Raw genomic sequence first — 22406 nt, 5'->3', positions numbered from 1 at the left:
CGGGCCCGGGACCACCGCGCACAACTGGCCACGCGACCACGGCGTGGCCCGGCCGGGCCCGGGACCGGCCCCCACCCCCCACCCCCCCCCGTCGAGTGGCCACTTACGCACCGTCGAGCGTGGGGTCAGTCCTCGCGGTAGAGGGCATCGAGCTGCTCGCGGTACTTGGCCTCGACGGCGCGCCGGCGCAGCTTCATGCTCGGCGTGAGGTCGCCCTGCTCCACCGTGAGGTCGTGGTCGAGCAGGACGAAGTCCTTGATCGTCTCCCAGCGGTTGAGCTCGGCGTTGAGCCGGTCGACGTAACCCTGCACGAGCCGACGGGCGTCCTCGGAGCCCACGATGTCGGCATACGACTTGCCACCGAGGCCGACCCCGGCAGCCCACGACGCGACGGCGTCGGGGTCGAGGGTCACGAGGGCGGTCGCGTAGTGGTGCCCGGCCCCGTGGACGAGGAACTGGCTCACGTAGGGGCACAGGGCCTTGAACCGGGCCTCGATGCTCGCCGGGGCGACGTATTTCCCACCAGAGGTCTTGAACAGGTCCTTCTTCCGGTCCGTGACGTAGAGGAACCCGCGCTCGTCGATGCGGCCGATGTCCCCGGTCCGGAACCACCCGTCCGGCGTGAGCACCGCGGCGGTGGCCTCGGGGTCGTTGTGGTAGCCGCGCATCACGCCCGGCCCCTGGACGAGGATCTCACCGTCCTCATCGTCGATCCGCACCCTCGTCTCCGGCAGCGGCCAGCCGACCGAGCCGAAGCGATGGGCCCCTGGCGTGGGCCGGTTGACGGTCGTGCCCGACGAGGTCTCGGTCAGCCCGTAGCCCTCGAGCACGAGCAGGCCGACGGCCCCGAACCAGCGCGCCACCTCCGGGCCCAGCGGGGCGGAGCCGCTGATGAGGAAGCGGATCCGGCCGCCGAAGCGGGCCTGCACCTTGGAGAGCACGAGGGCGGTCGCGACCCGGTGCGCGAGCGCGAGGGCGGCCGAGGGCTGCTCCCCCTCCTCGCGGAGGTCCCGCACGCGTGCGCCAACCGCGAGCGCCCAGTCGACGAGCCGACGCCCCAGGCCCGTCTTCTCCTCGAGCGCCAGGGCGATCCGGCTGCGCGCCTTCTCGAAGACCCGGGGCGGGCCTGCCATGAAGGTCGGACGCACGATGCCCATGGTGTCGACGATGCGCTCGATCCGGCCGTCCACGGCGGTCGCGAACCCGCAGTGCAGCCCGGTCGCGACGAGCATCTTGCCGAAGACGTGCGACAGCGGCAGCCACAGGAACTGCAGGTCGTCGGGCCCGAGCACGCCGATCGCCTGGATGACCGCGCCCTCGTAGACGACGCTGTCCTGGGCGAGGCGCACCCCCTTGGGGCGGCCGGTCGTGCCCGAGGTGTAGATGAGCGTGGCGAGGTGGTCGGGGCCGACGGCGTCGATGCGCTCGTCGACGAGGCCGGGGGCGGTGGCGAGCACCTCCCGCCCCCGCGCGGCGAGCTCGTCCGTGGTGATGACCCAGCCGTCCTCGCTCGGGGCGCCCGTGAACGTGACGACCTGGCGCAGGGCGGGCAGGTCGTCACGGGCCGCCCGCAGCTTGGCCACCTGCGCGTCGTCCTCGGCGAAGACGACGCTGCTGCCGGAGTCGGCGAGGATGTAGGCGACGTCGGAGGCGATCGTCGTGGGGTAGACGGTGGTGGTCGCGCCGCCGGCGCACACGATGGCGAGGTCGGCGAGGATCCACTCGATGCGCGTCGTCGACGCGATCGCGGCCCGGTCCTCGATGCCGAGGCCGAGGCTGGCGAGCCCCGCCGCCCACTGCCGCACGATGGCGTCGGTCTCGGCCCAGGTCAGCGTGACGAGCTCATCGCGGTCGGCGGTGAAGTACTGGTATGCCGGCTGGTCCGGGGTCGCGCGGACCCTGCGCCGGAACAGCGCCCCGACGCTCGGCGGCCGGTGCTCGAGCATGGCCCGGTCGACGACCTCGTCGGCGGCAGATCTGCGTGGCATGGTGGCTCCTTCGGCACCCGGGTGGCCCCGGCGCGGGCCCCCTCTGGGCCGGATGATGTCAAGGGACCCGGCCGCCCGTCACGCCCTCACGGCGTGCCGAGACCGCTTCGTTGCGAAGCGGACGTATGCCGCCCAGCCGGCCCGCCGGCATACGAGGGGCGACGCGGGGGGGAAACGTGGTCAGCGACGCCGGGCGGCGGCGACGTTGCCCACGAGGCCGACGGCGATCCAGGCGGCGACCATCGAGGAGCCACCGTAGGAGACGAAGGGCAGCGGCAGACCGGTCACCGGCATGAGCCCGAGGTTCATGCCGATGTTCTCGAAGGCCTGCACGCCGAACCACACGGCGACGGCGACGACGACGAGCCGCCCGAAGGCGTCGGCGCCGCGGGCCACGAGAAGGGCGCGCACGACGAGGAACCCGACGAGCAGCACGAGGCCGGCCGCGCCGAGGAAGCCGAGCTCCTCCCCCGCCACGGAGAAGACGAAGTCGGTCTCCTGGAAGGGGATGAACCCGCCTTGCGTCTGACGTCCGGCGAACAGGCCCTGGCCGTCGAGTCCGCCCGAGCCGATGGCGATGCGGACCTGCCGGGTCTGGTAGCCGATGCCCTGCGGGTCGAGGTCGGGGTCGAGGAAGGCGAGCAGCCGGGCCCGCTGGTAGCCGCTCAGCACCGGCGTCGTGAACGCCGCCACCAGCCCCGCCAGGCCGACCGCGACGACCCCGGCCGTGAAGCGCCGCGGCGCACCGGCGGAGGCGACGACGACGACCGCCATGGCGACGAGCACGACGGCGGAGCCGAGGTCGGGCTGCAGGAGCACGAGGCCGATCGGCACGGACGCGACGAGCCAGGCGAGGAGCACGTCCCGAGTGCCCTGCGGCTGCCCGCGGTCGGACCGGTCGGCCAGGACCATCGCGAGCCCGAGGGCCAGGGCCACCTTGGCCAGCTCCGACGGCTGCAGCGTGAAGCCCCCCGGCAGCCGGATCCACGACCGCGAGCCGTTGACCGTCGTGCCGAGCGGGGAAAGCACCGCGAGCAGGCCGAGGGCCGACACGACGGAGACGACGGGGGCGAGCGCGCGCAGGACCCGCACGTCGAGGCGGACCACGACGAGCGCAGCCGCGAGGCCCATGACGACGCTCACGAGCTGCTTGACGGCGAGGGCCGAGCCGTGGTCGGCGCGGGTGGACGACCAGACGAGGAGCACGCCGACGAGCGACAGTCCGCCGGCGCCGATGAAGAGGCCGAGGTCGGCGCGCAGCCAAGCCCGCCTCAGCCCGGGACGACTCAGCCCGGGACGACTCAGCCCGGGACGATCGCGGAGAGGATCTCCCGGCACCGCGCGACGTCCTGTTCCATCTGGTCGACGAGGGCCTCGACACCGTCGAAGCGCAGCGTCTCCCGCAGCCTGGCGACGAACTCCACGGAGACCCGTTCGCCGTAGAGGTCGAGGTCGGTGCGGTCGAGGACGTAGGCCTCCACGCGCCGCTGGTGTCCGTCGAAGGTCGGGTTGGTGCCGACCGAGACGGCGGCAGGCAGCGTCCGGTCCGGCTGCTCCGCCGGCAGGTCCAGCCGGACCAGCCACCCGGCATACACGCCGTCCGCCGGCACGAGTCCCTCGTGGTCCTGGCTGAGGTTGGCGGTCGGGTAGCCGAGTGCGCGGCCGCGGTGGTCCCCGTGGACGACGGTCCCGGTCACGCGGTGCGGCCGGCCGAGGATCTCGGCGGCGTGCGAGACGTTGCCGGCCAGCAGCTCCGCGCGCAGCTGGGTCGAGGACCAGCGGGCACCCTCGCCGATGTCGTCGAGCGCGATGACGTCGAACCCGTGCCGCACCCCCAGCCGACGTAGGGTCTCGACGTCGCCGGAGTTGCGCACCCCGAACCTCGTGTCCTTGCCGACGACGACCGCCTCGGCGTGCAGTCCCTCGACGAAGGTGCTCTGGACGAACTCCTCGGGCGTCAGCTGGGCGTACTCCCGCGTGAACTCGATGACGAGCACGGCGAGCCCGAGCGCCGCCAGCTCGTCGAGGCGCTGCCCCAGCGAGGTGATCAGTGCCGGCGCCCGCTCGGGGAAGAGCACCGCGATGGGGTGCGGCTCGAAGGTGACCGCCACAGGCGTGGCGCGCCGGTCGCGGGCCTCGCGCACGACCCGCGTGAGCACGACGCGGTGGCCGCGATGGACGCCGTCGAAGTTGCCGAGCGTGGCGACCGTGGGCCCGAGGTCGTCGGGCACGTCGTCCAAACCGAACCAGCGCTGCACGGCGCCCACTGTAGTCGGCGCCGGGGCCGGCCCCGGCCCCGTCCCGCGGGGCAGGTCAGCGCGCACCGAAGACGACTCTGGGGCGGGCTGTGGGCCCCGACTCGTCGAGGACCGCGACGAGCCCGCCCGCAGGGTCGATGGCCGCCACGGCGGGGGCGCGCACCTCAGCGCTCGGCACCCGGCCGCCGTGCGACAGCCGCCAGGCCTCCTCCGCGGTGACGTCGTGCACGGGCAGGAAGGCGCGCGCGGCCAGCGCCAGGGGCAGGAGCGGTATGCCGCCCTCGGCCGCCTGCGCCTCGAGCACGCCCAGCGCCACCGCGTCGTCGAGGCCGAAGCGGCCGACGCGGGTGCGACGCAGCGCGGTGAGGTGGCCCCCGACGCCGAGCGCCGCCCCGAGGTCCCGTGCCAGAGCCCGGACATAGGTGCCCGAGGAGACCTCTACCTCGACGTCGACGTCGAGCACGCCCACCTGCCGCGCGTCGTCGAGCGCCACCGTGGCAGGCCGGACGGCGCGGACGTCGAACCGACCCACCCGCACGGGGCGCGCCGGCAGGTCGACGTCGTCACCCCGACGGACCCTGGTGTAGGAGCGCACGCCCTCGACCTTGATCGCGCTCACCGAGCTCGGCACCTGCTCGATGTCCCCGGTCAGCCGCCCGACCGCGGTCGGCAGACGAGCCCGGAGGGCGGCCGTGTCGGAGACGCCCAGCGTGTCGGTCGCCTCCCCCTCGGCATCGTCGGTCACCGTGGCCTGCCCGAGCCGGATGGTGGCGGCATACGCCTTGTCACTTCCGACGAGGAAGGTGAGCAGCTTCGTGCCCTTGTCGACGCCGAGGACGAGCACTCCGGTCGCCATGGGGTCGAGGGTGCCGGCGTGCCCCACGCGGCGCGTGCCGCAGAGTCGGCGCACGCGAGCCACGACGTCGTGGCTCGTCCACCCCGCCGGCTTGTCGACGATGAGCAGGCCGTCGACCATCAGGCGTCGTCGTCGGGCGCGGCGTCCTCGCTGTCGAAGCGGTCCACAGGCTTCCTGTAGGGATCCGGCTCGCCGGCGTGGGTCGCGCCGGCCGCCGCGCGGGCGAGCTCGGCGTCGCGGGCGCGGGTCTGCGCGACGAGGTCCTCGAGGTGCGCGGCGCCCTCGGGCAGCGCGTCCGCGACGAACTCGAGCGTCGGGGTGAGCCGGATGCCGATCTGCTTGCCGACCGCCGAGCGGATGCGGCCCTTGTTCGCCTCGAGCGCGGCGGCCGTCGCGGCCCGTTCCTCGTCGCCGCCGAAGACGGTGTAGAAGACGGACGCGTGCTGCAGGTCCCCGGTGACCCGGGCGTCGGTGATGGTGACGAAGCCGAGCCGGTCGTCCTTCAGCCGGAACTCGAGGTATTCCGCGACGACGACCTTGATCCGGTCGGCGACCTTGCGGGCGCGGGCGGGGTCAGCCATGACTACCTCTCTTCTCCGTGGGCAGGCGTCGGCCGAGGCCGAACACTCACCCTAACCGGGGTGCTCGCGGCAGCGCGCATCCGCCTCCGAGCCGGGCTAGGCTCGGGGGATGAGCAGGAGCGTGCTCCCACGCCGTTGCAGCCCTCGAGGCATCCGGTGTGGCTGCGACGGCGAGGCCGACTGATGGAGCCACGAGAGCCGGTCCCGCCCTTCACCCGGGAGAGCGCCCTGCGCAAGGTCCAGGCCGCGGAGGACGCCTGGAACACCCGGGACCCTGAGCGCGTGGCCGGCGCCTACAGCCCCGACACCGTGTGGCGCAACCGCGACGAGCACTTCACCGGCCGCGCCGAGGTCGTGGCGTTCCTGACCCGCAAGTGGCAGCGCGAGCTCGACTACGTGCTGCGCAAGAACCTCTGGGTCCACGACGGCAACCGCATCGCGGTGCGCTTCCAGTATGAGTGGCACGACTCGGCCGGGCAGTGGTACCGGTCCTACGGCAACGAGCTGTGGGAGTTCGACGAGCTGGGGTACATGCGGCGGCGGGAGGCGAGCATCAACGACGTGGCCATCGACGAGCGCGACCGACGCGTCACGCCCGGCGAGGGCGAGCTGCCTCCCTTCTGACTCAGAGGAAGTCGCGCACCAGCGGGGTGAGCTCGGCCGCGAACTCCTCGAAGAAGCCGTGACGTCCGTGCGGGTGAAGGCGCAGGGTGGCGTCGGGGATGCGGGAGACGAGCAGGTGGGCGTTATCGGATGGGACCATGAGGTCGTCGGTGCCGTGGAGCACCAGGGTCGGCGCGAGGATGCCCGGCAGGCCGTCCCAGGCGTCGTGCCGGGCGCTCGCTCGCAGGTGAGCGCGGCTCTCGTCCGAGGTCATGGTGGGGTCGCCCAGCAGGTGGCTGTCGTGGGGTCCCTGAGTCCAGGCGTCGGTGTAGAAGAGCCGGTGCAGGGCTCGAAGGCGCCGGCCCACGTCCGGGTCCGCCAGCGAGCGGCGCACCTCGGGGCTGCGCTCGAGCGCGTGCGGCCCGCCGGGCGAGGTGCACGCGAGCACGAGCCGGTCGACCAGCCGCGGGTGGTCGATGGCGAGCCGCTGCGCGACGCGCCCGCCCATCGAGGTGCCGTAGACGGACGCCGATGGCACGCCGAGCCCGGCCAGCACCGTCGCGGCGTCGGCAGCGAAGGAGGCCGTCGACCAGTCACCCACCGGGCCACGGCTGCCGCCCGTGCCCCGGTAGTCGAACGTGACGACCCGGAAACGGTCCTCGAACGCGTCGCGCATCCCCGTCCACCACCGGTGCGAGTTGGCCTGACCGGGCAGCAGGAGCAATGCTGAGCCGTGCTCGCGTCCACTGACCTGCGCCGCGAGCCGGAACCCGTCGGCCGCCGTCACCGCCACCGTCCTCATCGGGCCCCCTCTCGGGACCCCTCTGGGGACCCCTCTGGGGACCCCTCGAGCAGGGTGGGAGTCCTGCGCAGGAGCAGCGCGAGCGCTGCCGTGGCGCTCAACAGCAGCGTGGCGAGGCCGACGACGCCGGACCACCCGTATGCCGTCCACGCCAAGCCGGCGAGGCTGCCGAAGACCGAGGACCCGAGGTAGTAGCTGAACAAGTAGAGCGAGGCGGCCTGTCCCGTCGCGACTCCACCGGCGTGTGCCCGGGCCGGGACCCAGCCACTGGCCACCCCGTGGACTGCGAAGAAACCTGCGGTGAGCAGGGCCAGGCCGGTCACCACGACGAGGAGCGATGACGGCAGCGTGAGCAGCGCGCCCGTGACGGCCAGGAGGCAGCCGAGTGGCAGCACCGGGCGCCGCCCGTGGGTGTCGGCGAGCCGCCCGAACACGGCGGAGCTGACGCTGCCCAACGGGTAGACGAGGAAGAGCAGGCTGGCCGCTCCCAGGCCGAGGTGGAACGGCGCGCCCGCGAGCCGGAAGCCCAAGGTGTTGAAGACCGCGACGAGCGCACCGGCGGAGCAGCCGCCGACCCCGTAGAGCGCCAGCAGCCCGCGGTCCGACAGCGCCCGTAGGCTCGTGCGCAGGAACGCACGGGCGCCGGCCGGTCCGGCCGCGAAGCGCCGGGAGGGCGGCAGCAGCGCGCGCACCGCGAGCGCGCAGCTCACGCCCAGGGCGGCAGTCGCGGCCAGTGCCCACCGCCAGCCCCAGGCCTCGGCGACGGCGCCGGTCAGGAGGCGACCGGCCATCCCGCCCAGCGCCGTGCCGCCGATGTAGAGACCGGCGGCGCGGGCGTGCGTGCTGGGGTGCAGCTCCTCGCGCAGGTACGCGGTCGCCACCGCGGGGAGCCCGGCCAGGGCGACTCCCTGGAGCAGCCGCAGCCCCAGCAGCGCCGGCCACGTCGGCGCCAGGGCGCACCCGGCCGCGAGGACCGCGGAGGCGGCGAGGGACAGGTGGATGAGCCGAGTGCGTCCGCTGACGTCCGAGAGCGGTCCGGTGACCAGGAGCGCGGCGCCGAGGCCGAGGGTGGTGAGGGACACGGCGAGCGTGCTGGCCGTGCTCGAGACGCCGAACTGGCTCGCGAGCTCGGGCAGGATCGCCTGGGTGCTGTAGAGGGTCGCGAAGGTCGCCACCCCGGCGGCGAACAGCGCGACGACCACGCGTCGGTAGGCGGCGCTGCCCGGCCGGTATCCGGTCATGGTGGACATCTCGGCGGGGGCGGGCACCTGACGACTGTGCGGGTTGTGACGGCATACGTCCAGTCGACGTCCACGTGTCACCCACCACGTACACAGCTGGCCACTCGACGAGGGGGGCGGCCCCACGCAGTCCCCCCGAGCGCCACCTCCCAGCGTCGAGTGGCCAATTCCGCACCACCCACCGCGTGCACAACTGGCCACTCGACAAGGGCGGCGGCCCAACGCAGCCCCCGAGCGCCACCTCCCAACGTCGAGTGGCCAATTCCGCACCACCCACCACGTACACAACTGGCCACTCGACGAGGGGGGCGGTGGCGTGCGCAAGGGGACGCTGGTACTGAGCCACCCACGGCGACGGCGCCGGCCCCCTGGGAGGGGACCGGCGCCGTCGTCGTGGCGTGGCGCTGCTCAGGCGCGCGGCTTCTCGCGCATCTCGAAGGTCTCGATGACGTCGTCGACCTGGAGGTCGTTGAAGCTGCCGAGGTTGATGCCGCACTCGAAGCCCTCGCGGACCTCGGTGACGTCGTCCTTGAAGCGGCGCAGACCGGCGATCTCCGCCTCGCCGACGACCGTGCCGTCACGCACGATCCGGGCGCGGGATCCGCGCCGGATCTCGCCGGAGCGCACGAGCGAGCCTGCGACGTTGCCGAACTTGCTCGAGCGGAACACCTCGCGCACCTCGGCCGTGCCGAGCTGCACCTCCTCGTACTCCGGCTTGAGCATGCCCTTGAGCGCGGCCTCGACGTCGTCGATGGCCTGGTAGATCACCGAGTAGAAGCGCATGTCCACGCCCTCACGGTCGGCCAGCTCGGCCACCCGCTCGGCGGGTCGGACGTTGAACCCGATGATGATCGCGTCGTCGACCGTGGCGAGGTTGACGTCGTTCTGCGTGATCGCACCGACGCCCCGGTGGATGATCCGCAGGTCGACCTCGTCGCCCACGTCGATCTTGAGCAGCGCGTCCTCGAGCGCCTCGACCGAACCCGACACATCACCCTTGAGGATGAGGTTGAGGGTGTCGACCTTGCCGGCCGCGAGGGCCTCGTTGAGGTCCTCGAGGGAGATGCGCTTGCGGCGCTTGGCCAGCGACGCCGCACGGGACGCCGCCTCGCGACGCTCGGCGATCTGCCGGGCCGTGCGGTCGTCGGGCGCCACGAGGAACGTGTCCCCTGCGCCCGGCACCGACGTGAGACCGAGGACGAGCACGGGGCGGGACGGGCCCGCCGACGTGACGTTGTCGCCGTGCTCATCGAGCATGGCGCGCACCCGGCCGTGGCCGTTGCCCGCGACGATCGCGTCCCCGACGTGCAGGGTGCCCGACTGGACGAGCACGGTGGCGACGGGACCGCGGCCCTTGTCCAGGTGGGCCTCGATCGCCACACCGCGCGCGTCCTTGTTGGGGTTGGCCCGCAGGTCGAGCGCGGCGTCGGCGGTGAGCAGCACGGCCTCGAGGAGGCCGTCGATGTTGGTGCCGTTCTTCGCCGAGACGTCGACGAACATCGTGTCGCCGCCGTACTCCTCGGCGATGAGGTTGTACTCGGTCAGCTGCTGACGGATCTTGGCCGGGTTGGCATCGGGCTTGTCGATCTTGTTGACCGCCACGACGATCGGCACGCCGGCCGCCTGCGCGTGGTTGAGCGCCTCGATGGTCTGCGGCATGACGCCGTCGTCCGCGGCCACGACGAGGATCGCGATGTCCGTCACCGACGCGCCTCGCGCACGCATGGCCGTGAAGGCCTCGTGACCGGGGGTGTCGATGAAGGTGATGGCACGCTTCTCGCCCTCGTGCGTCGTGGCGACCTGGTAGGCACCGATGTGCTGGGTGATGCCTCCGGCCTCACCCTCGGCCACCTGCTCCGAGCGGATGGCGTCGAGCAGTTTGGTCTTTCCGTGGTCGACGTGACCCATGACCGTGACGACCGGCGGACGGGCCTCGAGGACCTCGTCCTCCTCACCGGCGAGCTCGGCCTCGAGGTCGATGTTGAAGGAGCCGAGCAGCTCGCGCTCCTCGTCCTCCGGCGACACGACCTGGACGTCGTAGCCGAGCTCGACGCCGAGCAGGCGGAAGGTGTCCTCGTCGAGCGACTGGGTGGCCGTGGCCATCTCACCGAGGTGGAACAAGACGGTGACGAGCGAGGCCGGGTTGGCGTTGATCTTGTCGGCGAAGTCGGTGAGCGAGGCACCCCGGCGGACGCGCACGACGGTCGAGCCGTCGCCGCGCGGCACGCTGACGCCGCCGAGCGACGGCGCCTGCATCTGCTCGAACTCCTGGCGCTTGGCCCGCTTGGACTTGCGTCCGCGGACCGGGCGCCCGCCACCGCGACCGAAGGCGCCCTGAGTGCCGCCACGACCACCGGGGCCACCGCCACCGCGGGGCCCACCGCCGCCACCGAAGCCGCCGCGGGCGCCGCCGGGGCCGCCGGGGCCGCCGCCGAAGCCGCCTCGGCCAGCCGGCGCACCCGCACCACCACGACCGGGACCGCCACCGGGACGGGCACCCGGGCGGGCGACGGTGCTGCGCTCGGGCATCATGCCCGGGCTCGGGCGGGGCCCACCGGGACGCGGCGCGCCCGCACCGGGTGCACCGGGACGGGCGCCCGCAGGGGCACCCGGACGGGGGCCGCCTGGACGGGGACCGCCGGGCCGCTGCTGGGGACGGGGCATGCCCTGGCTCGGGCTGAACGGGTTGTTGCCGGGCCGCGGGCCGGCCTCGCCGCCGGGGCGCGGGGCGCGTGACTGCTGCATCCCCTGGCTGGGGGCGAACGGGTTGTTGCCGGGCCGCGGGGCGCTTCCCGGCCGCGGGGCCGGGCGTGCCGACGTGGGGGCGCCGGGGACCTGCGGGCCGCCCTCACGAGAGGTCTGCGCGGGACGAGGCCCGGTCGGGCGCGGACCGGACGGCGCCGTCGGGGCGGCGGTGGCGGCTTGAGCGGCCGGGGCCTGCCGTGTCGGTGCGGCGGGTGCCGGCGCGCCGGGTCGGGGGGTGCCGGCGGGGCTGCCCGGGGCCGGCTGGGCCGGCGTGGAGGTCCGTGCCGGGGCGGCGGCAGGCCCGCCAGCCGGTGCGGGCGCCGGGTGCGCGGCGGGAGCCGCGGCGGCTGCCGAAGCCTGCGACGCGGTCCTCGCAGGCGCTGGCGCGGCGGGCCCGGGGCGGGCGGGGGACCTCGGCGCCGCGGGCGCGGCGGGCCGGGTGCCGGCGGCAGGGCCGGTCGCGCCGCCGTTGCCCGCAGGGCCAGCAGCGGGGGCGCCGCCCACGCGCAGCTCGGCGGGAAGGTTCTCCTTGATCTTGCGCACGACGGGAGCCTCGATCGTCGACGACGCCGACCGGACGAACTCTCCCTGGTTCTTCAGGTGCTGCAGCAGCACCTTGCTCTCGACTCCGAGCTCCTTTGCGAGCTCGTAGACCCGGACCTTAGCCACATCTCTCCTGTCTTGGTCCGGCCGGACAGGGTGGCCGAACCTCGTTACTGCTGGGGCTTGCTCATCGCTGAGGACTCATCGGGAGCTCATAGCGCGTCGACCCGCCTTGGTTCGTGGGATTCTCCTGATCGTCGGCCCGCACCGGAGAGGGCCCACGTAACACTACGGGTGCTGGACGCCGAGATGCCGTGCCACCGCCCCGACGTCGAGCGCGGCCTGCATCCGCAGGGCCCGCCCGAACGCCTTGCGGCGCACTGCCAGCTCGAAGCATCCGGGCGTCGGGTGCAACCACGCACCCCGACCCGGCATCCGGTGTCTCGGGTCGGGCCGGAGCGCGATGGGTGCGCACCCGTCCGTCACCGCGACCACTCGCAGCAGGGCCGACCAGCTATCCGATGCGCGACATCCCACACACGTGCGGGACGGCTCGCGGCGGAGTCCAGTCCGGTCGACCACACGTCAGTCTACCGCGTGCCGCACGGCCTCGGTGTCGGCGCGGATGTCGATCCGCCAGCCGGTCAGCTTCGCGGCGAGCCGCGCGTTCTGGCCCTCCTTGCCGATCGCCAGGCTCAGCTGGTAGTCGGGGACGACGACCCTGGCCGTCCGCGCCACGCGGTCGACGATCTGCACGGACTGCACCCGAGCGGGGCTCAGCGCTGCGGCCACGAAGGCGGCGGGGTCGTCGGAGTAGTCGACGATGTCGATCTTCTCCCCCCGCAGCTCGGTCATCACGGCCCGCACCCGGGCGCCCATGGGCCCGATGCACGCGCCCTTGGCGTTGACGCCGGCGACCTTGGAGTGGACCGCGATCTTCGTGCGGTGACCCGCCTCCCGGGCCAGGGCCGCGATCTCGACCGTGCCGTCGGCGATCTCGGGCACCTCGAACTTGAACAGGGTCTTGACGAGGTTGGGGTGCGTGCGCGACAGGCCCACCTGGGGGCCCTTCGGCCCTCGCTTGACGCTGACGACGTAGCACCGCAGCCGCTCGCCGTGGACGTAGCGCTCTCCGGGGACCTGCTCCGCGAGCGGCAGGATGCCCTCCACCGAGCCGAAGTCGACGAGGACGTTGCGGGGGTCCTGGCTCTGCTGGACGACTCCCGAGATGACGTCGCCCTCACGGCCCTTGAAGTCGCCGAGGATCGCCTCGTCCTCGAGGTCCCGCAGCCGCTGGACGATGACCTGCCGGGCCGTCGAGGCCGCGATGCGGCCGAACCCCTCTGGCGTGTCGTCGAACTCGGGCCCCGGCTCGGCACGCTGCGGCCGCTCCCCCTCCTCCGCGGGCAGCAGCTCGCCCTCCTCACGGGCCCAGACGACCACGTGCCCGGTCTTGCGGTCGAGCTCGACCCGCGCGATCCGGTAGCTGCCCTCGGTGCGGTGGTAGGCCACGAGGAGCGCCTGCTCGATCGCGGGAATGAGCACCTCGAGGCTGATGTCGCGCTCGCGTTCGAGGGCTCGCAGTGCGGCCAGGTCGATGTCCATCAGTCTTCCTCCTCCGCCTCGAGCGCGTCGCCCGCTGCTGTGTCGTCGAGGTCATCGCCGGCATCCCCGCGCGCGAACTCGACCTGCACCGTGCCCCGGAGCGGTCCCTGCGCCGTCACGAGGTCGAGGGTGACGGTGCGCGCCGGAGACGTCCTCGTGGCGGGCACCGCCAGGACCACCGCGGTGGGCCCGACCTCGAGGACCCGCCCGGTCGTCACGTCGTCGCCGGCGCGGACCTCCACCAGGCGCCCGACGTTGCGGCGGAAGTGCTCGCGCGTCGTCAGGGGCCGCCCCACGCCCGGAGAGGACACCTCGAGGACGTAGGGCGCCTCACCGAGGGTCCCGGACGCCTCGAGCGCGCCGTCCACGGCACGCGTGGCCTCGGCGACCGCGTCGAGCGTCAGAGGGGCGACCTGCGAGCGCGTGTCGGACGGGTCGAGGCCCCGCACGTCGGTGTCGACCAGCACGCGCACGACGCGCCGCCGGCCGGCCGGGGAGATGGTGACGTCCTCGACGATGAGGCCGAGAGGCGAGAGGACGGGGTCGAGCTCCGCCCTGATCTGCTGGGCCGTGGTCATCGGACGACGCCTCCTGCTCTTCTCGAATGGTCGGCGCGAGGGCACCTCGTGGCAACACTCTAACGGCGACCCCGGCCCGTCGCCCCTCCCGGGACGGCTGCCTAGACTCGAACGCATGCCCGGCGAGCCCCGCACCCCCGAGGGCCGGCTCCCGTCCCGCCGGGCGGTCCTCACCCTGACGTATGCCGTGGGGCTCGCGACACTCGCCGGCTGCGGCGTGCGCCTCGACCTGCCGCAGCCCGCACCTGCCCCACCGACCCGGCGCAAGGTCCCGGACGAGGACCTGCTCGTGCACGTCGTGGGCCGGCTCCGGCGGATCACCGAGGACGCGGCGGCCCTGGCCCGCAGTGGCGCTGGCGGCGCGGTGCTGCAGCGCGTCGCCACCGTGGCAGCGGGCCAGCTGCGCGTCCTGCGGGGTCGCCTCACCAACGGCGGCGTCCCGACCGCGGTCATCGAGGCGGCCTCGCCGCCGGCACCGGCCACCCGGTCCCCCGCGGCGCTCGCGGCGCAGCTGGCCCAGCTCCCCGCCGACCACTGGCCCGTCCTCGCGGGCGCCACCCCGGACACGCGGAGCGTGCTCACCTCCGCGGCGAGCGCCCAGCTGGCCGGTGCGGTCCTCCTCGGCCGGCCGCTGCCGATGCCGGCCCAGGCCAGCCCCGCCCGGGCCGCGCTCGTCGACCTCACGGCCCCGCTGCGCTACGGCTTCGAGATCGTCGCCGCGCAGTCGCGGGGCGAGGCGCGCAACCGGGCCCTGCGCTCCCTCTCCTCCGTGGCCGCCCTCGCGCGAGAGCTCGGCCCGGGCTCGACCTCGGCACCGGGCTGGTCGCTGCCCTTCCCGGTCCGGACCCCGGAGGCGGCGGCACGGCTCGCGCAGCACCTGTGCGCCTCGGCCATCGCCTCCGCCGTCCTGGCGGCCGGCCCGGCCCCCAGCGGCTCGGCCCTCGCCGAGGCCGCCGCGTGGAGCGCCCGGCTCCAGGCGCTCGCGACGGGCTGGGGCCTGCCGCTCACCCCGTTTCCGGGCGCGACCACGGGCGCCGTGTCGTGACCGCGGCGCCGTCCCCGCGGACGTCGCGAGCCGCCTCTCCCGGCGCCCCGCCGACGGCTATGTCTCCGGGGAGGAGTGGGTCGCGGCCCTGCCCGGGCTGCTCGCGGCGCTGACCCGGGAGTGGGAGCTCGAGGCCATCGGCCCGGCCGTGGGCGGGTCCTGCTCGGTCGCCCTCCCGGTGCGGCTGCTCGGCCTCGGCCGCGCCGCCGATGACGCCGTGGCGGAGGCGGTCCTCAAGGTCACGTGGCCGCATCCCGAGGCCGCGGCCGAGAGCCTGGCGCTGCAGGCCTGGGACGGCCGGGGCGCCGTGCGCCTGCTGCGGGCCGACCCGCGGCGCTTCGCCCTGCTGCTCGAGCGCCTGCACGAGCGCGACCTCGGCCAGGTCGACATCGACAGCGCCTGCGAGGTCGTCGGCGACCTTCTGCGCGCGCTGCGCCGACCGGCCCACCCGCGGCTGCCGAGACTCACGGCATACGCCGAACGGCAGGCCCGCGAGCTGCGCGCCGGCCCTGCCGTCATCCCCCGCCGCTACCTCGACCAGGCGGCCGCGCTCGCGAGCGAGCTCGCGGCCGAGCCGTCTCCGGAGGAGGCACTGCTGCATACCGACCTGCACTACGGCAACGTCCTCGCCGCCGACCGCTCCCCCTGGCTCGCCATCGACCCCAAGCCGATGGCGGGCGACCCGGCCTTCGAGGTCGCGCCGGCGCTGTGGAACCGCCCCGAGGAGCTCGGCACCGGCTCGTCCGTCCGGTGGTCGCTGCGCCGCCGACTCGCGATCATCTGCGAGCGCGCCGGCATCGACGAGGGACGTGCCCGCGCCTGGACGATCGTGCGCGAGGCCGACAACGCGCTCGACCTCGCCGCAGACCAGGCCGCGCGCGACCGGGTGAGCCTCGCCGTCATGATTATCAAGGCGATGAACGACTGACCCCGGTGCGGCGACCCGGTGCCCGACGAACCGGACCGCGCGTCCCAAAACCGATTTCGCCGCTCCCGACAAGCGGCCTAGGCTGGGCGCACCCCCTTCTCGCTGAAAGGCATTCGCATGCCTCGATCCGTCATGCCCGAGCGCCTGCGCGCCCGGCGTCTGGCGCCCCGCCGCATCGCCTCGGGCTCGGCATACGACAATGCACCGGACGCGACGTCGCCACGTCGGGAGATCGCGCGCATCGCCGTGCCGGTGAGCGCCGAGTTCGTCCTGATGCTCGTGCTCAACTTCGTGGGCCAGGTCGTCGTGGGCTCGCTCGGTGCGACGGCGATCGCGGCCGTGGGGTTCGCCAACAGCCTCACCTTCATCCTCGCCGTGACCCTGGGCTGCCTCGGCACGTCGGTGAGCATCCTCGTCGCCCGGTCCCACGGCGGCGGCCGGCGCGGCGAGGTCGACCGCACCGTGACGGCGACCGTCGTCGTCGCGGGCGCCCTCGGCGTCATCGTGTCGCTGCCTCCGTATGCCGCGGCCGACTGGCTGCTCGGGATGGTCGGGGCCTCTCCGGGCGTCGCGGCGGCAGGGACCGAGTACTTCCGGCTCACCGTCCTCGCGACCATGCCGACGATGGTTGCCGCGGTCCTGTCGGGCGTGCTGCGCTCGGTCGGCCGACCGCGCGGGCCGATGCTCGCGACCATGGTCACCGTCCTGGCCAACTCGGTGCTCGCCTACGGACTCGTCGTCGGCTCGGGCCCGCTCCCTGCGCTCGGTGTCGCCGGCGCTGGCTGGGCGACCCTGCTCACGACGACGGTCAAGGCCGGGATCCTGCTCAGGCAGGCCTACGGTCGGGACGCCGCCATCGGGTGGAGCCTGCCGCGCGGGCCGCGCGAGTGGCGGGCCGTCGTCGTGCCGCTCGTCGTGCTCGCCCTGCCGCTCGGGGTGACCGAGCTCTTCTGGACCGTCGGGACGTTTCTCTACAACGTCGTCTTCCAGCGCCTCGGGGACGAGGCGCTCGCGGCCGCGCAGATCGTCGCCACGCTCGAGGGTGTCTTCATCGTGGGCAGCCTGGGTCTCATGAGCGCGACGACGGTCCTCGTGGGTCGCTCCATCGGCCGGGGCGACCACGAGGAGGCGCTGGAGTGGGCGCGGCGCCTCATGCGAGCGGGCATCGGCACGGCGGTCGGCTTCGGCCTGCTCTTCGCCGCCTCGGTCCTGCTGCTCGACGTCCTCTTCGCCGACGCCGGCAGGCAGGTGCGGATGATGGCGGCCGTGGGCATCCTCATCAACGCCGCCTTCCAGGTCGTGAAGGTGCGCAACATGATCCTCGGCGCGGGCGTGCTGCCCAGCGCGAACGACGTGCGCGGCGTCATCCTCGGTGACGTCACGGGCGCGTTCCTCGTCGGCCTGCCGCTCGCGCTGCTCCTCGGGCTCTACACGCCGCTCGGCTACGTCGGCATCTTCGCCGCGCGGGTCGTCGAAGAGGTCGCCAAGCTCGGGGTCTTCACGTGGCGGGCCCGGCGGCTGCGCTGGGACGCGATCCCCGCGCAGGTGTGAGCCGTCAGCGGCTGGCTCCGTCGGCGTGCAGGGTAACGTCGAGCCCGTGACCGACGCCGCCCCGACGCTCAACTGGACCACCGATCCCGTGGACCTCCCGGGAGTCGACCCGGCCGACCCGCCGACCGAGATGGTCCCCGGCCGCCTGTGGCACGGCGGCTGCCCGGTGGACTTCGACTGGGTGCGCGCGACGGGGATCGACGTCGTCCTCGACCTCGCCGACCCGGACGCCTATCCGCCCGCGGAGGAGATCGAGGGCATGACCTACCTCAAATGTCCGCTCGTCGACGCCGAGGACCTGCCCGACCCTGCAGTCACGCTCCGGCTTGCGCGCCTGGTGGCTGACCTCGTCGAGGACGGCCACCGCGCGCTGGTCCACTGCACCTTCGGGCGCAACCGTTCGGGCCTGGTCGTGTCCCTCGTCGTCCGGGAGCTGCTCGGCGTGACCGGCGCCGAGGCCCTTGCCTACGTCCAGGCCCGGCGCGAGCGCGCCGTCAACAACGAGACGTTCGCGCGCTGGCTGCGGACCCTGCCCGCCTGCTCCTGACGCCCACTCCCCCCGGTCGAGTGGCCACTTCCGCACAGCCCTCCCTCGTCGAGTGGCCACTTCCGCACCGCCCTCCCCCTCGAGTGGCCACTTCCGCACGTTCGAGGCACGCACCAAACTGACCACTCGACCGCGGGGGGCAGCTCGCTTGTACACACGTGACCACTCGACCAACCGGGGGGTCGGGGCGAGGGCCGGCGCGTCAGAGGGGCGTGCTCCAGACCTTGAGCTCCTCAGGGAGCCAGTCGAGGTCGCGGCCGTGGTGACGGCAGTCCCAGAGACGGAAGGCGACGCCACCGAGGTCAGCCACCCGGTCGAGCACCGGCAGCCCCGGCCACCCCAGGACGTCGTAGCCGTAGGCACGGCAGAAGCCGGCATACGCCCGGGGTGAGATCTCCCCGGCCCGGTAGCGGCGAGATGCGCTCGCCAGGTCGTACTCCCGCGGCGCCGCCGCCGCCCAGTCGAGGTCGATGAGACAGGGGCGGCGGACGGTGCGCAGCACGTTCGAGGGGGAAACGTCTCCATGGATGGTGCCGACGCCGAGCTCGGATTCCACCTCACGCAGCGCCGCCAAGAGCGCGTCCCGTGCCCGGAGCAGCACCGCCGCGGCGTCGTCGGGCAGCCCGACCACCTGAGGGGCAAGCCGGCTGAGCGGCGTCCACGCGGGCAGGTCGGCCGCCGCGTGATGCTCATGGAAGTCGCGCAGGAGGGCGCCGAGGCGGCGCCAGGAGACCCCCGCGACGCGCCGCAGGCGGGGCGCGACGGTGACCACCCCGTGCGGGGTGGCGACGGCGCCGTGGACGGGGACGTGGGCGGTCGAGGAGCCGGCGAATGCCGTGGCGAGGCGGTCGAGGTGGCTCGGGTCCGTTCCCGGCGGGTAGACCTTGACCACGTGCGCCCCGGCGCGCAGGACCACCGTGGTGAGGTTGCCGAGGACGTGGACGTCGGCGGGCAGTGGGAGGGGCAGGAACGGCCGGGCGAGGTCGAGGGCCATGACGGCGGCAGCCGCGCCCCATCCGGGGGTGGGCAGCGGCAGCGCCAGCGGCCTGGGCGCGGCGGGCGCCAGTGGGGTCACGGACATGGGGGCTCCGGCGGGACTTGTACCACCACGCGACGTTTCGGGCTGCTGCCGTGACCGGGTCGGACGCGGAAAGTTACCACGACGCGGCGGTGCACGGCATCCAAACCACGCATGAACGGCGACCGCCAGATCTGCCCAGTCGTAGCAGCCGTGTCCGACCAGCCCCGCCCCGCCCGGCGAGCACCGCCACCGGGTGACCGCGGCCGGGCCGGGCGAGGAGAGCTACACGGGGTTCGCGGCGCCGGGCGGCTCTCCGTGGCCGGGCATGCTGGGCACCCCGGAGTGCGGCGTCGCGACGTCGGACCACCGCAGCAGCGCGGCCACGCCGTCACGCACCGGGTGGTCGTCGCGGTCGAGGACCGTGATGCCCGCGCTCGAGCCGAGCAGCCCCCACAGCAGCGCGGCGTCGGCCCGCACCTCGACCGGTTCCGTCGCGCCCGCCGCGCCGGCGTCCCGCCGGCTGAGGCCGATCTGCAGCGGCTCCTCCCCGACCCACAGGCGCGTGGTCGCCGTCGGGTCGTCCCACAGGAGCAGCTCCGCAACCTGGCCGCGGCGGAGCACCTCCACGACGGCGTCGAGCCCCTCCACCGCCTCCTGCTGGCGACTCAGCTGCTCGGACAGCCGGTCGAGCAGCGCCTGGCGCTGGGTCCGCCGATGCTCCTCGAGCGCGCGTTCGATCGCCTCCCGTTCGGCGGCCTCGGACGTGCCCGCACCCCGGCCGCCGGAGTCGATCCGGACGAGTCGCTGCGCCAGCTCGTGTCCCGCGTGTGCCTCCAGCGCCGCCACCGCCTTGTCGTCCCCGGCCACGAGGACGAGCTCCGGTCGGTGCCGGGCGACGACCCGCCCGAGCTCCTCGGCGACCGCCGTCGCGTTGCGCTCCCAGGAGTCCTCGGCCCGCGACTCATATCGTCGCTGGGCCCAGCCTCCTCCCGGCACCTTGTGGATGACGTCGTGGCCGCCCGTCACCTCCTCCTCGTCCTCGACGTCGCCGAGCGCCCCGACGAACTCCAGGTCCGCGCCCGACCTGTCGATCCGAGCCACGACATGCGGCACCGCGGTGGCCAACGCCCGTGCCACCGGCATGAGGTGCGGCAGCCGTCCGAACCCGGCCTCCTCGCGGGCCGGCCGCCCGGGCAGGACGAGGTCGAGCGCCACGGTGTCGCCGGACGCGACGAGCACCCTGGTGTGCTCACCACCGTGCCCGGTCGGCTCGAGCGCCGGCCCCGAGAGGGCCTCGATCGTCTCCGCCGGAGCGCCTCGCGCCTCCAGGTGACGGGCGAGATCGGACCACCGGGCCTCCACCTTGTCCTCGTTGGCGGGGTCGACCCGCGAGGCGTCCAGGCAGACGGTGGCGAAGGGGGGTTGGACGTCGCGGAGCGGTTCGAGCAGGCGGAGCAGCATGGCGTTCACCTCGCAGTGGGGACGTGGGCTTCTTCCGAGGTGTTACCCCTGCCTGCCGCGTGCAAGCAGGGACCGTCGCACCCTTCGCGCCTCCCGGGGCGGTGAGGGAGAGTGGCCGTATGCCGAACCGCCTTGCCCACGCGACGAGCCCCTACCTCCTCCAGCACGCCGACAACCCGGTCGACTGGTGGGAGTGGGGCGACGAGGCCTTCGCCGAGGCCGGCCGGCGCAACGTGCCGGTCCTGCTCTCGGTCGGGTATGCCGCGTGCCACTGGTGCCACGTGATGGCGCACGAGTCCTTCGAGGACGCACAGGTAGCTGCAGTCCTCAACGAGCGCTTCGTCCCCGTCAAGGTCGACCGCGAGGAGCGTCCGGACGTCGACGCCGTCTACATGACGGCGGTCAACGCGACGACCGGGCACGGCGGCTGGCCGATGACGGTCTTCCTCACGCCGGAGGGCGAGCCCTTCTTCTGCGGCACGTACTTCCCGCGGGACCACTTCCTGCAGGTCCTCGCCGCGCTCGACGAGGCGTGGCGCACGCGCGAGTCGGAGGTCCGCGCGAGCGGCACGCACATCGCGACGGCGCTGGCGCAGGCGGTCAGCCCGCCGGCGCCCGATGCCGTGGGGCCCGACGAGCTGAGCGCCGCCGTCGACGCGCTGGAGCGTGGGTTCGACCGCCGCCACGGCGGTTTCGGTGGTGCCCCGAAGTTTCCACCGTCCATGGTCCTCGAGTTCCTCCTGCGCCATGCTGCGCGGACGGGCGACGAGCCGGCCCGCGCGATGGCCGCGCGCACCTGCGAGGCGATGGCGCGGAGCGGCATGTACGACCAGCTCGGCGGAGGCTTCGCCCGGTATGCCGTCGACGCCGCCTGGGTGGTGCCGCACTTCGAGAAGATGCTCTACGACAACGCGCTGCTCCTGCGGGTCTACCTGCACTGGTGGCGCAGCTCCAGCGACCCGCTCGCGCTTCGGGTGGCCCGGGAGACCGCCGGGTTCCTGCTGCGGGACCTCGCCACGTCGGAGGGCGGGTTCGCCTCCTCGCTCGACGCCGACACCGACGGCGTCGAGGGGCTGACCTACGTCTGGACGCCGGAGCAGCTCGCCGACGCGCTCGGGCCTGACGACGGGTGGCGGGCCGCCACGGTGTTCGCCGTGACCGCGGAGGGCACCTTCGAGCACGGATCGTCGACGCTGCAGCTGCCGAGCGAGCCGCCCGACGCGGCCTGGTTGGCCCGGGTCAGGGACCGGCTCAAGGCGGTCCGGGACCGGCGCCCCCAGCCGGGCCGTGACGACAAGGTCGTGACCTCGTGGAACGGCCTCGCCATCGCCGCCCTGGCGGACGGGGGCGCGCTGCTCGCCGAGCCCGGGTGGGTCGAGGCGGCCAGCCGGTGCGCCGACCTGCTGCTCACCCGGCACCTCGTCGACGGACGCCTGCGCCGCTCGTCGCGTCAGGGCCGGGTCGGTGCGGCCCTCGGGGTCGCGGACGACCACGGCAACCTGGCCGAGGGCCTGCTCGCGCTCTTCCAGGCGACCGCAGAGCCCCGGTGGCTGGCCGAGTCGGGCACGGTGCTCGACACCGCCCTGGCCCGCTTCGCCGCTCCCGACGGCGGCTTCGCCGACACCGCCGCCGACGCCGAGCAGCTCTACCTCAGGCCGCGCAGCGCCGCCGACAACGCGGAGCCGTCCGGTCAGTCCGCCCTCGCCGGCGCCCTCGTGACCTACGGCGCGCTGACCGGCTCCACCCGGCACCTCGAGGCGGGCAGGGCGGCCGTCGCGGCCGCTGGCGGGCTGGCGCGGTCCGATCCCCGCTTCGCCGGCTGGACCCTGGCCGTGGCCGAGGCCCTCGCGGCGGGCCCGCTCCAGGTGGCCGTCGTGGGGTCCGGTCCGGAGGCGGAGACCCTCCTGGCCGCGGTGCGCCGATCGCCGAGCCCCGGGATGGTGGCGGTGGCTGGGCCGCCGGACGCACCGGGCATCCCGCTGCTGGCCGAGCGGCCGCTCGTCGGAGAGCGCCCCGCGGCATACGTGTGCCGTGGCTTCGTCTGCGACGCCCC

General features: G+C 74.1%; 19 protein-coding genes. 6 read left to right on the top strand and 13 right to left on the bottom strand.

Features of this window, described 5'->3' with window-relative positions; all coding sequences use genetic code 11:
- Window positions 1–125: 125 nt before the first annotated feature.
- The 5 genes from VFJ94_RS01370 to rbfA all read right to left on the bottom strand — a co-directional run bounded on the left by VFJ94_RS01370 (window position 126) and on the right by rbfA (window position 5683).
- Complete coding sequence (locus VFJ94_RS01370) at window positions 126–1988, bottom strand: long-chain fatty acid--CoA ligase (protein ID WP_325002374.1); 1863 nt, start codon at window positions 1986–1988, stop codon at window positions 126–128.
- 180 nt (window positions 1989–2168) lie between these two features.
- Window positions 2169–3326 carry a rod shape-determining protein RodA gene (gene rodA, locus VFJ94_RS01365; protein ID WP_325002373.1) on the bottom strand — a complete coding sequence of 386 codons (1158 nt, stop codon included), beginning with the start codon at window positions 3324–3326 and terminating at the stop codon, window positions 2169–2171.
- Window positions 3290–4246, bottom strand: a complete 957-nt coding sequence (locus VFJ94_RS01360; RefSeq protein WP_325002372.1) for a bifunctional riboflavin kinase/FAD synthetase — start codon at window positions 4244–4246, stop codon at window positions 3290–3292. The genes rodA and VFJ94_RS01360 overlap by 37 nt, the downstream gene beginning before the upstream one ends.
- A 55-nt stretch (window positions 4247–4301) precedes the next feature.
- On the bottom strand, window positions 4302–5222 hold the full coding sequence (gene truB, locus VFJ94_RS01355) for a tRNA pseudouridine(55) synthase TruB (RefSeq protein WP_325002371.1): 921 nt from the start codon (window positions 5220–5222) through the stop codon (window positions 4302–4304).
- A complete protein-coding gene (gene rbfA, locus VFJ94_RS01350; RefSeq protein ID WP_325002370.1) occupies window positions 5222–5683 on the bottom strand; it encodes a 30S ribosome-binding factor RbfA in 462 nt (153 codons plus the stop codon). Before rbfA ends, truB begins: the two co-directional genes overlap by 1 nt.
- Before the next feature lie 183 nt (window positions 5684–5866).
- Between rbfA and VFJ94_RS01345 the strand changes: the two genes are divergently transcribed.
- Complete coding sequence (locus VFJ94_RS01345; protein ID WP_325002369.1) at window positions 5867–6307, top strand: nuclear transport factor 2 family protein; 441 nt, start codon at window positions 5867–5869, stop codon at window positions 6305–6307.
- Between the two features lies 1 nt (window position 6308).
- On the opposite strand, the gene VFJ94_RS01340 is transcribed toward VFJ94_RS01345, so the two are convergent.
- The 6 genes from VFJ94_RS01340 to rimP all read right to left on the bottom strand — a co-directional run bounded on the left by VFJ94_RS01340 (window position 6309) and on the right by rimP (window position 13800).
- The gene (locus tag VFJ94_RS01340; protein ID WP_325002368.1) at window positions 6309–7088 is read right to left on the bottom strand and encodes an alpha/beta hydrolase; all 780 of its coding nucleotides are present in this window, start codon (window positions 7086–7088) and stop codon (window positions 6309–6311) included.
- The gene (locus tag VFJ94_RS01335) at window positions 7085–8356 is read right to left on the bottom strand and encodes an MFS transporter (RefSeq protein WP_325002367.1); all 1272 of its coding nucleotides are present in this window, start codon (window positions 8354–8356) and stop codon (window positions 7085–7087) included. Before VFJ94_RS01335 ends, VFJ94_RS01340 begins: the two co-directional genes overlap by 4 nt.
- Window positions 8357–8737: 381 nt before the next feature.
- Window positions 8738–11743: a translation initiation factor IF-2 gene (gene infB / locus VFJ94_RS01330; protein WP_325002366.1), complete on the bottom strand. Its 3006-nt coding sequence runs from the start codon at window positions 11741–11743 to the stop codon at window positions 8738–8740.
- A 162-nt stretch (window positions 11744–11905) separates the two neighbouring features.
- The gene (locus VFJ94_RS01325) at window positions 11906–12154 is read right to left on the bottom strand and encodes a YlxR family protein (RefSeq protein WP_325002365.1); all 249 of its coding nucleotides are present in this window, start codon (window positions 12152–12154) and stop codon (window positions 11906–11908) included.
- A 48-nt stretch (window positions 12155–12202) separates the two neighbouring features.
- On the bottom strand, window positions 12203–13222 hold the full coding sequence (gene nusA, locus VFJ94_RS01320; RefSeq protein WP_325002364.1) for a transcription termination factor NusA: 1020 nt from the start codon (window positions 13220–13222) through the stop codon (window positions 12203–12205).
- A complete protein-coding gene (gene rimP, locus VFJ94_RS01315) occupies window positions 13222–13800 on the bottom strand; it encodes a ribosome maturation factor RimP (protein WP_325002363.1) in 579 nt (192 codons plus the stop codon). Before rimP ends, nusA begins: the two co-directional genes overlap by 1 nt.
- A 115-nt stretch (window positions 13801–13915) precedes the next feature.
- Here rimP and VFJ94_RS01310 point away from each other — a divergent pair, with 115 nt between their 5' ends.
- The 4 genes from VFJ94_RS01310 to VFJ94_RS01295 all read left to right on the top strand — a co-directional run bounded on the left by VFJ94_RS01310 (window position 13916) and on the right by VFJ94_RS01295 (window position 17871).
- The gene (locus VFJ94_RS01310; protein WP_325002362.1) at window positions 13916–14845 is read left to right on the top strand and encodes a hypothetical protein; all 930 of its coding nucleotides are present in this window, start codon (window positions 13916–13918) and stop codon (window positions 14843–14845) included.
- Between the two features lie 88 nt (window positions 14846–14933).
- Window positions 14934–15773, top strand: a complete 840-nt coding sequence (locus tag VFJ94_RS01305) for an aminoglycoside phosphotransferase family protein (RefSeq protein ID WP_325002375.1) — start codon at window positions 14934–14936, stop codon at window positions 15771–15773.
- Between the two features lie 117 nt (window positions 15774–15890).
- Window positions 15891–17324: an MATE family efflux transporter gene (locus VFJ94_RS01300; protein WP_325002361.1), complete on the top strand. Its 1434-nt coding sequence runs from the start codon at window positions 15891–15893 to the stop codon at window positions 17322–17324.
- A 46-nt stretch (window positions 17325–17370) separates the two neighbouring features.
- On the top strand, window positions 17371–17871 hold the full coding sequence (locus tag VFJ94_RS01295; protein WP_325002360.1) for a dual specificity protein phosphatase: 501 nt from the start codon (window positions 17371–17373) through the stop codon (window positions 17869–17871).
- 202 nt (window positions 17872–18073) lie between these two features.
- Here VFJ94_RS01295 and VFJ94_RS01290 read toward each other — a convergent pair whose 3' ends face one another.
- Both VFJ94_RS01290 and VFJ94_RS01285 read right to left on the bottom strand, forming a co-directional pair.
- A complete protein-coding gene (locus tag VFJ94_RS01290; RefSeq protein ID WP_325002359.1) occupies window positions 18074–18952 on the bottom strand; it encodes a phosphotransferase in 879 nt (292 codons plus the stop codon).
- Window positions 18953–19174: 222 nt separating this feature from the next.
- Complete coding sequence (locus VFJ94_RS01285) at window positions 19175–20353, bottom strand: Vms1/Ankzf1 family peptidyl-tRNA hydrolase (protein WP_325002358.1); 1179 nt, start codon at window positions 20351–20353, stop codon at window positions 19175–19177.
- Window positions 20354–20472: 119 nt separating this feature from the next.
- Between VFJ94_RS01285 and VFJ94_RS01280 the strand changes: the two genes are divergently transcribed.
- The coding region (locus VFJ94_RS01280; RefSeq protein ID WP_325002357.1) for a thioredoxin domain-containing protein at window positions 20473–22406 on the top strand (1934 nt) is incomplete at its 3' end.

The sequence above is a fragment of the Intrasporangium sp. genome, assembly GCF_035688975.1.
In the GTDB taxonomy this organism is placed as follows: domain Bacteria; phylum Actinomycetota; class Actinomycetes; order Actinomycetales; family Dermatophilaceae; genus CALMNV01.
The sequence above is the reverse complement of the archived record's forward strand: the minus strand, read 5'-3'. Positions and strand labels throughout refer to the sequence as shown.

Coding starts and splice junctions, on each gene's coding strand:
- VFJ94_RS01370 (WP_325002374.1), bottom strand. CDS start 1,988: ATGCCACGCAGATCTGCCGCCGACGAGGTCGTCGACCGGGCCATGCTC.
- truB (WP_325002371.1), bottom strand. CDS start 5,222: ATGGTCGACGGCCTGCTCATCGTCGACAAGCCGGCGGGGTGGACGAGC.
- rbfA (WP_325002370.1), bottom strand. CDS start 5,683: ATGGCTGACCCCGCCCGCGCCCGCAAGGTCGCCGACCGGATCAAGGTC.
- VFJ94_RS01345 (WP_325002369.1), top strand. CDS start 5,867: ATGGAGCCACGAGAGCCGGTCCCGCCCTTCACCCGGGAGAGCGCCCTG.
- VFJ94_RS01340 (WP_325002368.1), bottom strand. CDS start 7,088: ATGAGGACGGTGGCGGTGACGGCGGCCGACGGGTTCCGGCTCGCGGCG.
- nusA (WP_325002364.1), bottom strand. CDS start 13,222: ATGGACATCGACCTGGCCGCACTGCGAGCCCTCGAACGCGAGCGCGAC.
- rimP (WP_325002363.1), bottom strand. CDS start 13,800: ATGACCACGGCCCAGCAGATCAGGGCGGAGCTCGACCCCGTCCTCTCG.
- VFJ94_RS01310 (WP_325002362.1), top strand. CDS start 13,916: ATGCCCGGCGAGCCCCGCACCCCCGAGGGCCGGCTCCCGTCCCGCCGG.
- VFJ94_RS01300 (WP_325002361.1), top strand. CDS start 15,891: ATGCCTCGATCCGTCATGCCCGAGCGCCTGCGCGCCCGGCGTCTGGCG.
- VFJ94_RS01290 (WP_325002359.1), bottom strand. CDS start 18,952: ATGTCCGTGACCCCACTGGCGCCCGCCGCGCCCAGGCCGCTGGCGCTG.
- VFJ94_RS01285 (WP_325002358.1), bottom strand. CDS start 20,353: ATGCTGCTCCGCCTGCTCGAACCGCTCCGCGACGTCCAACCCCCCTTC.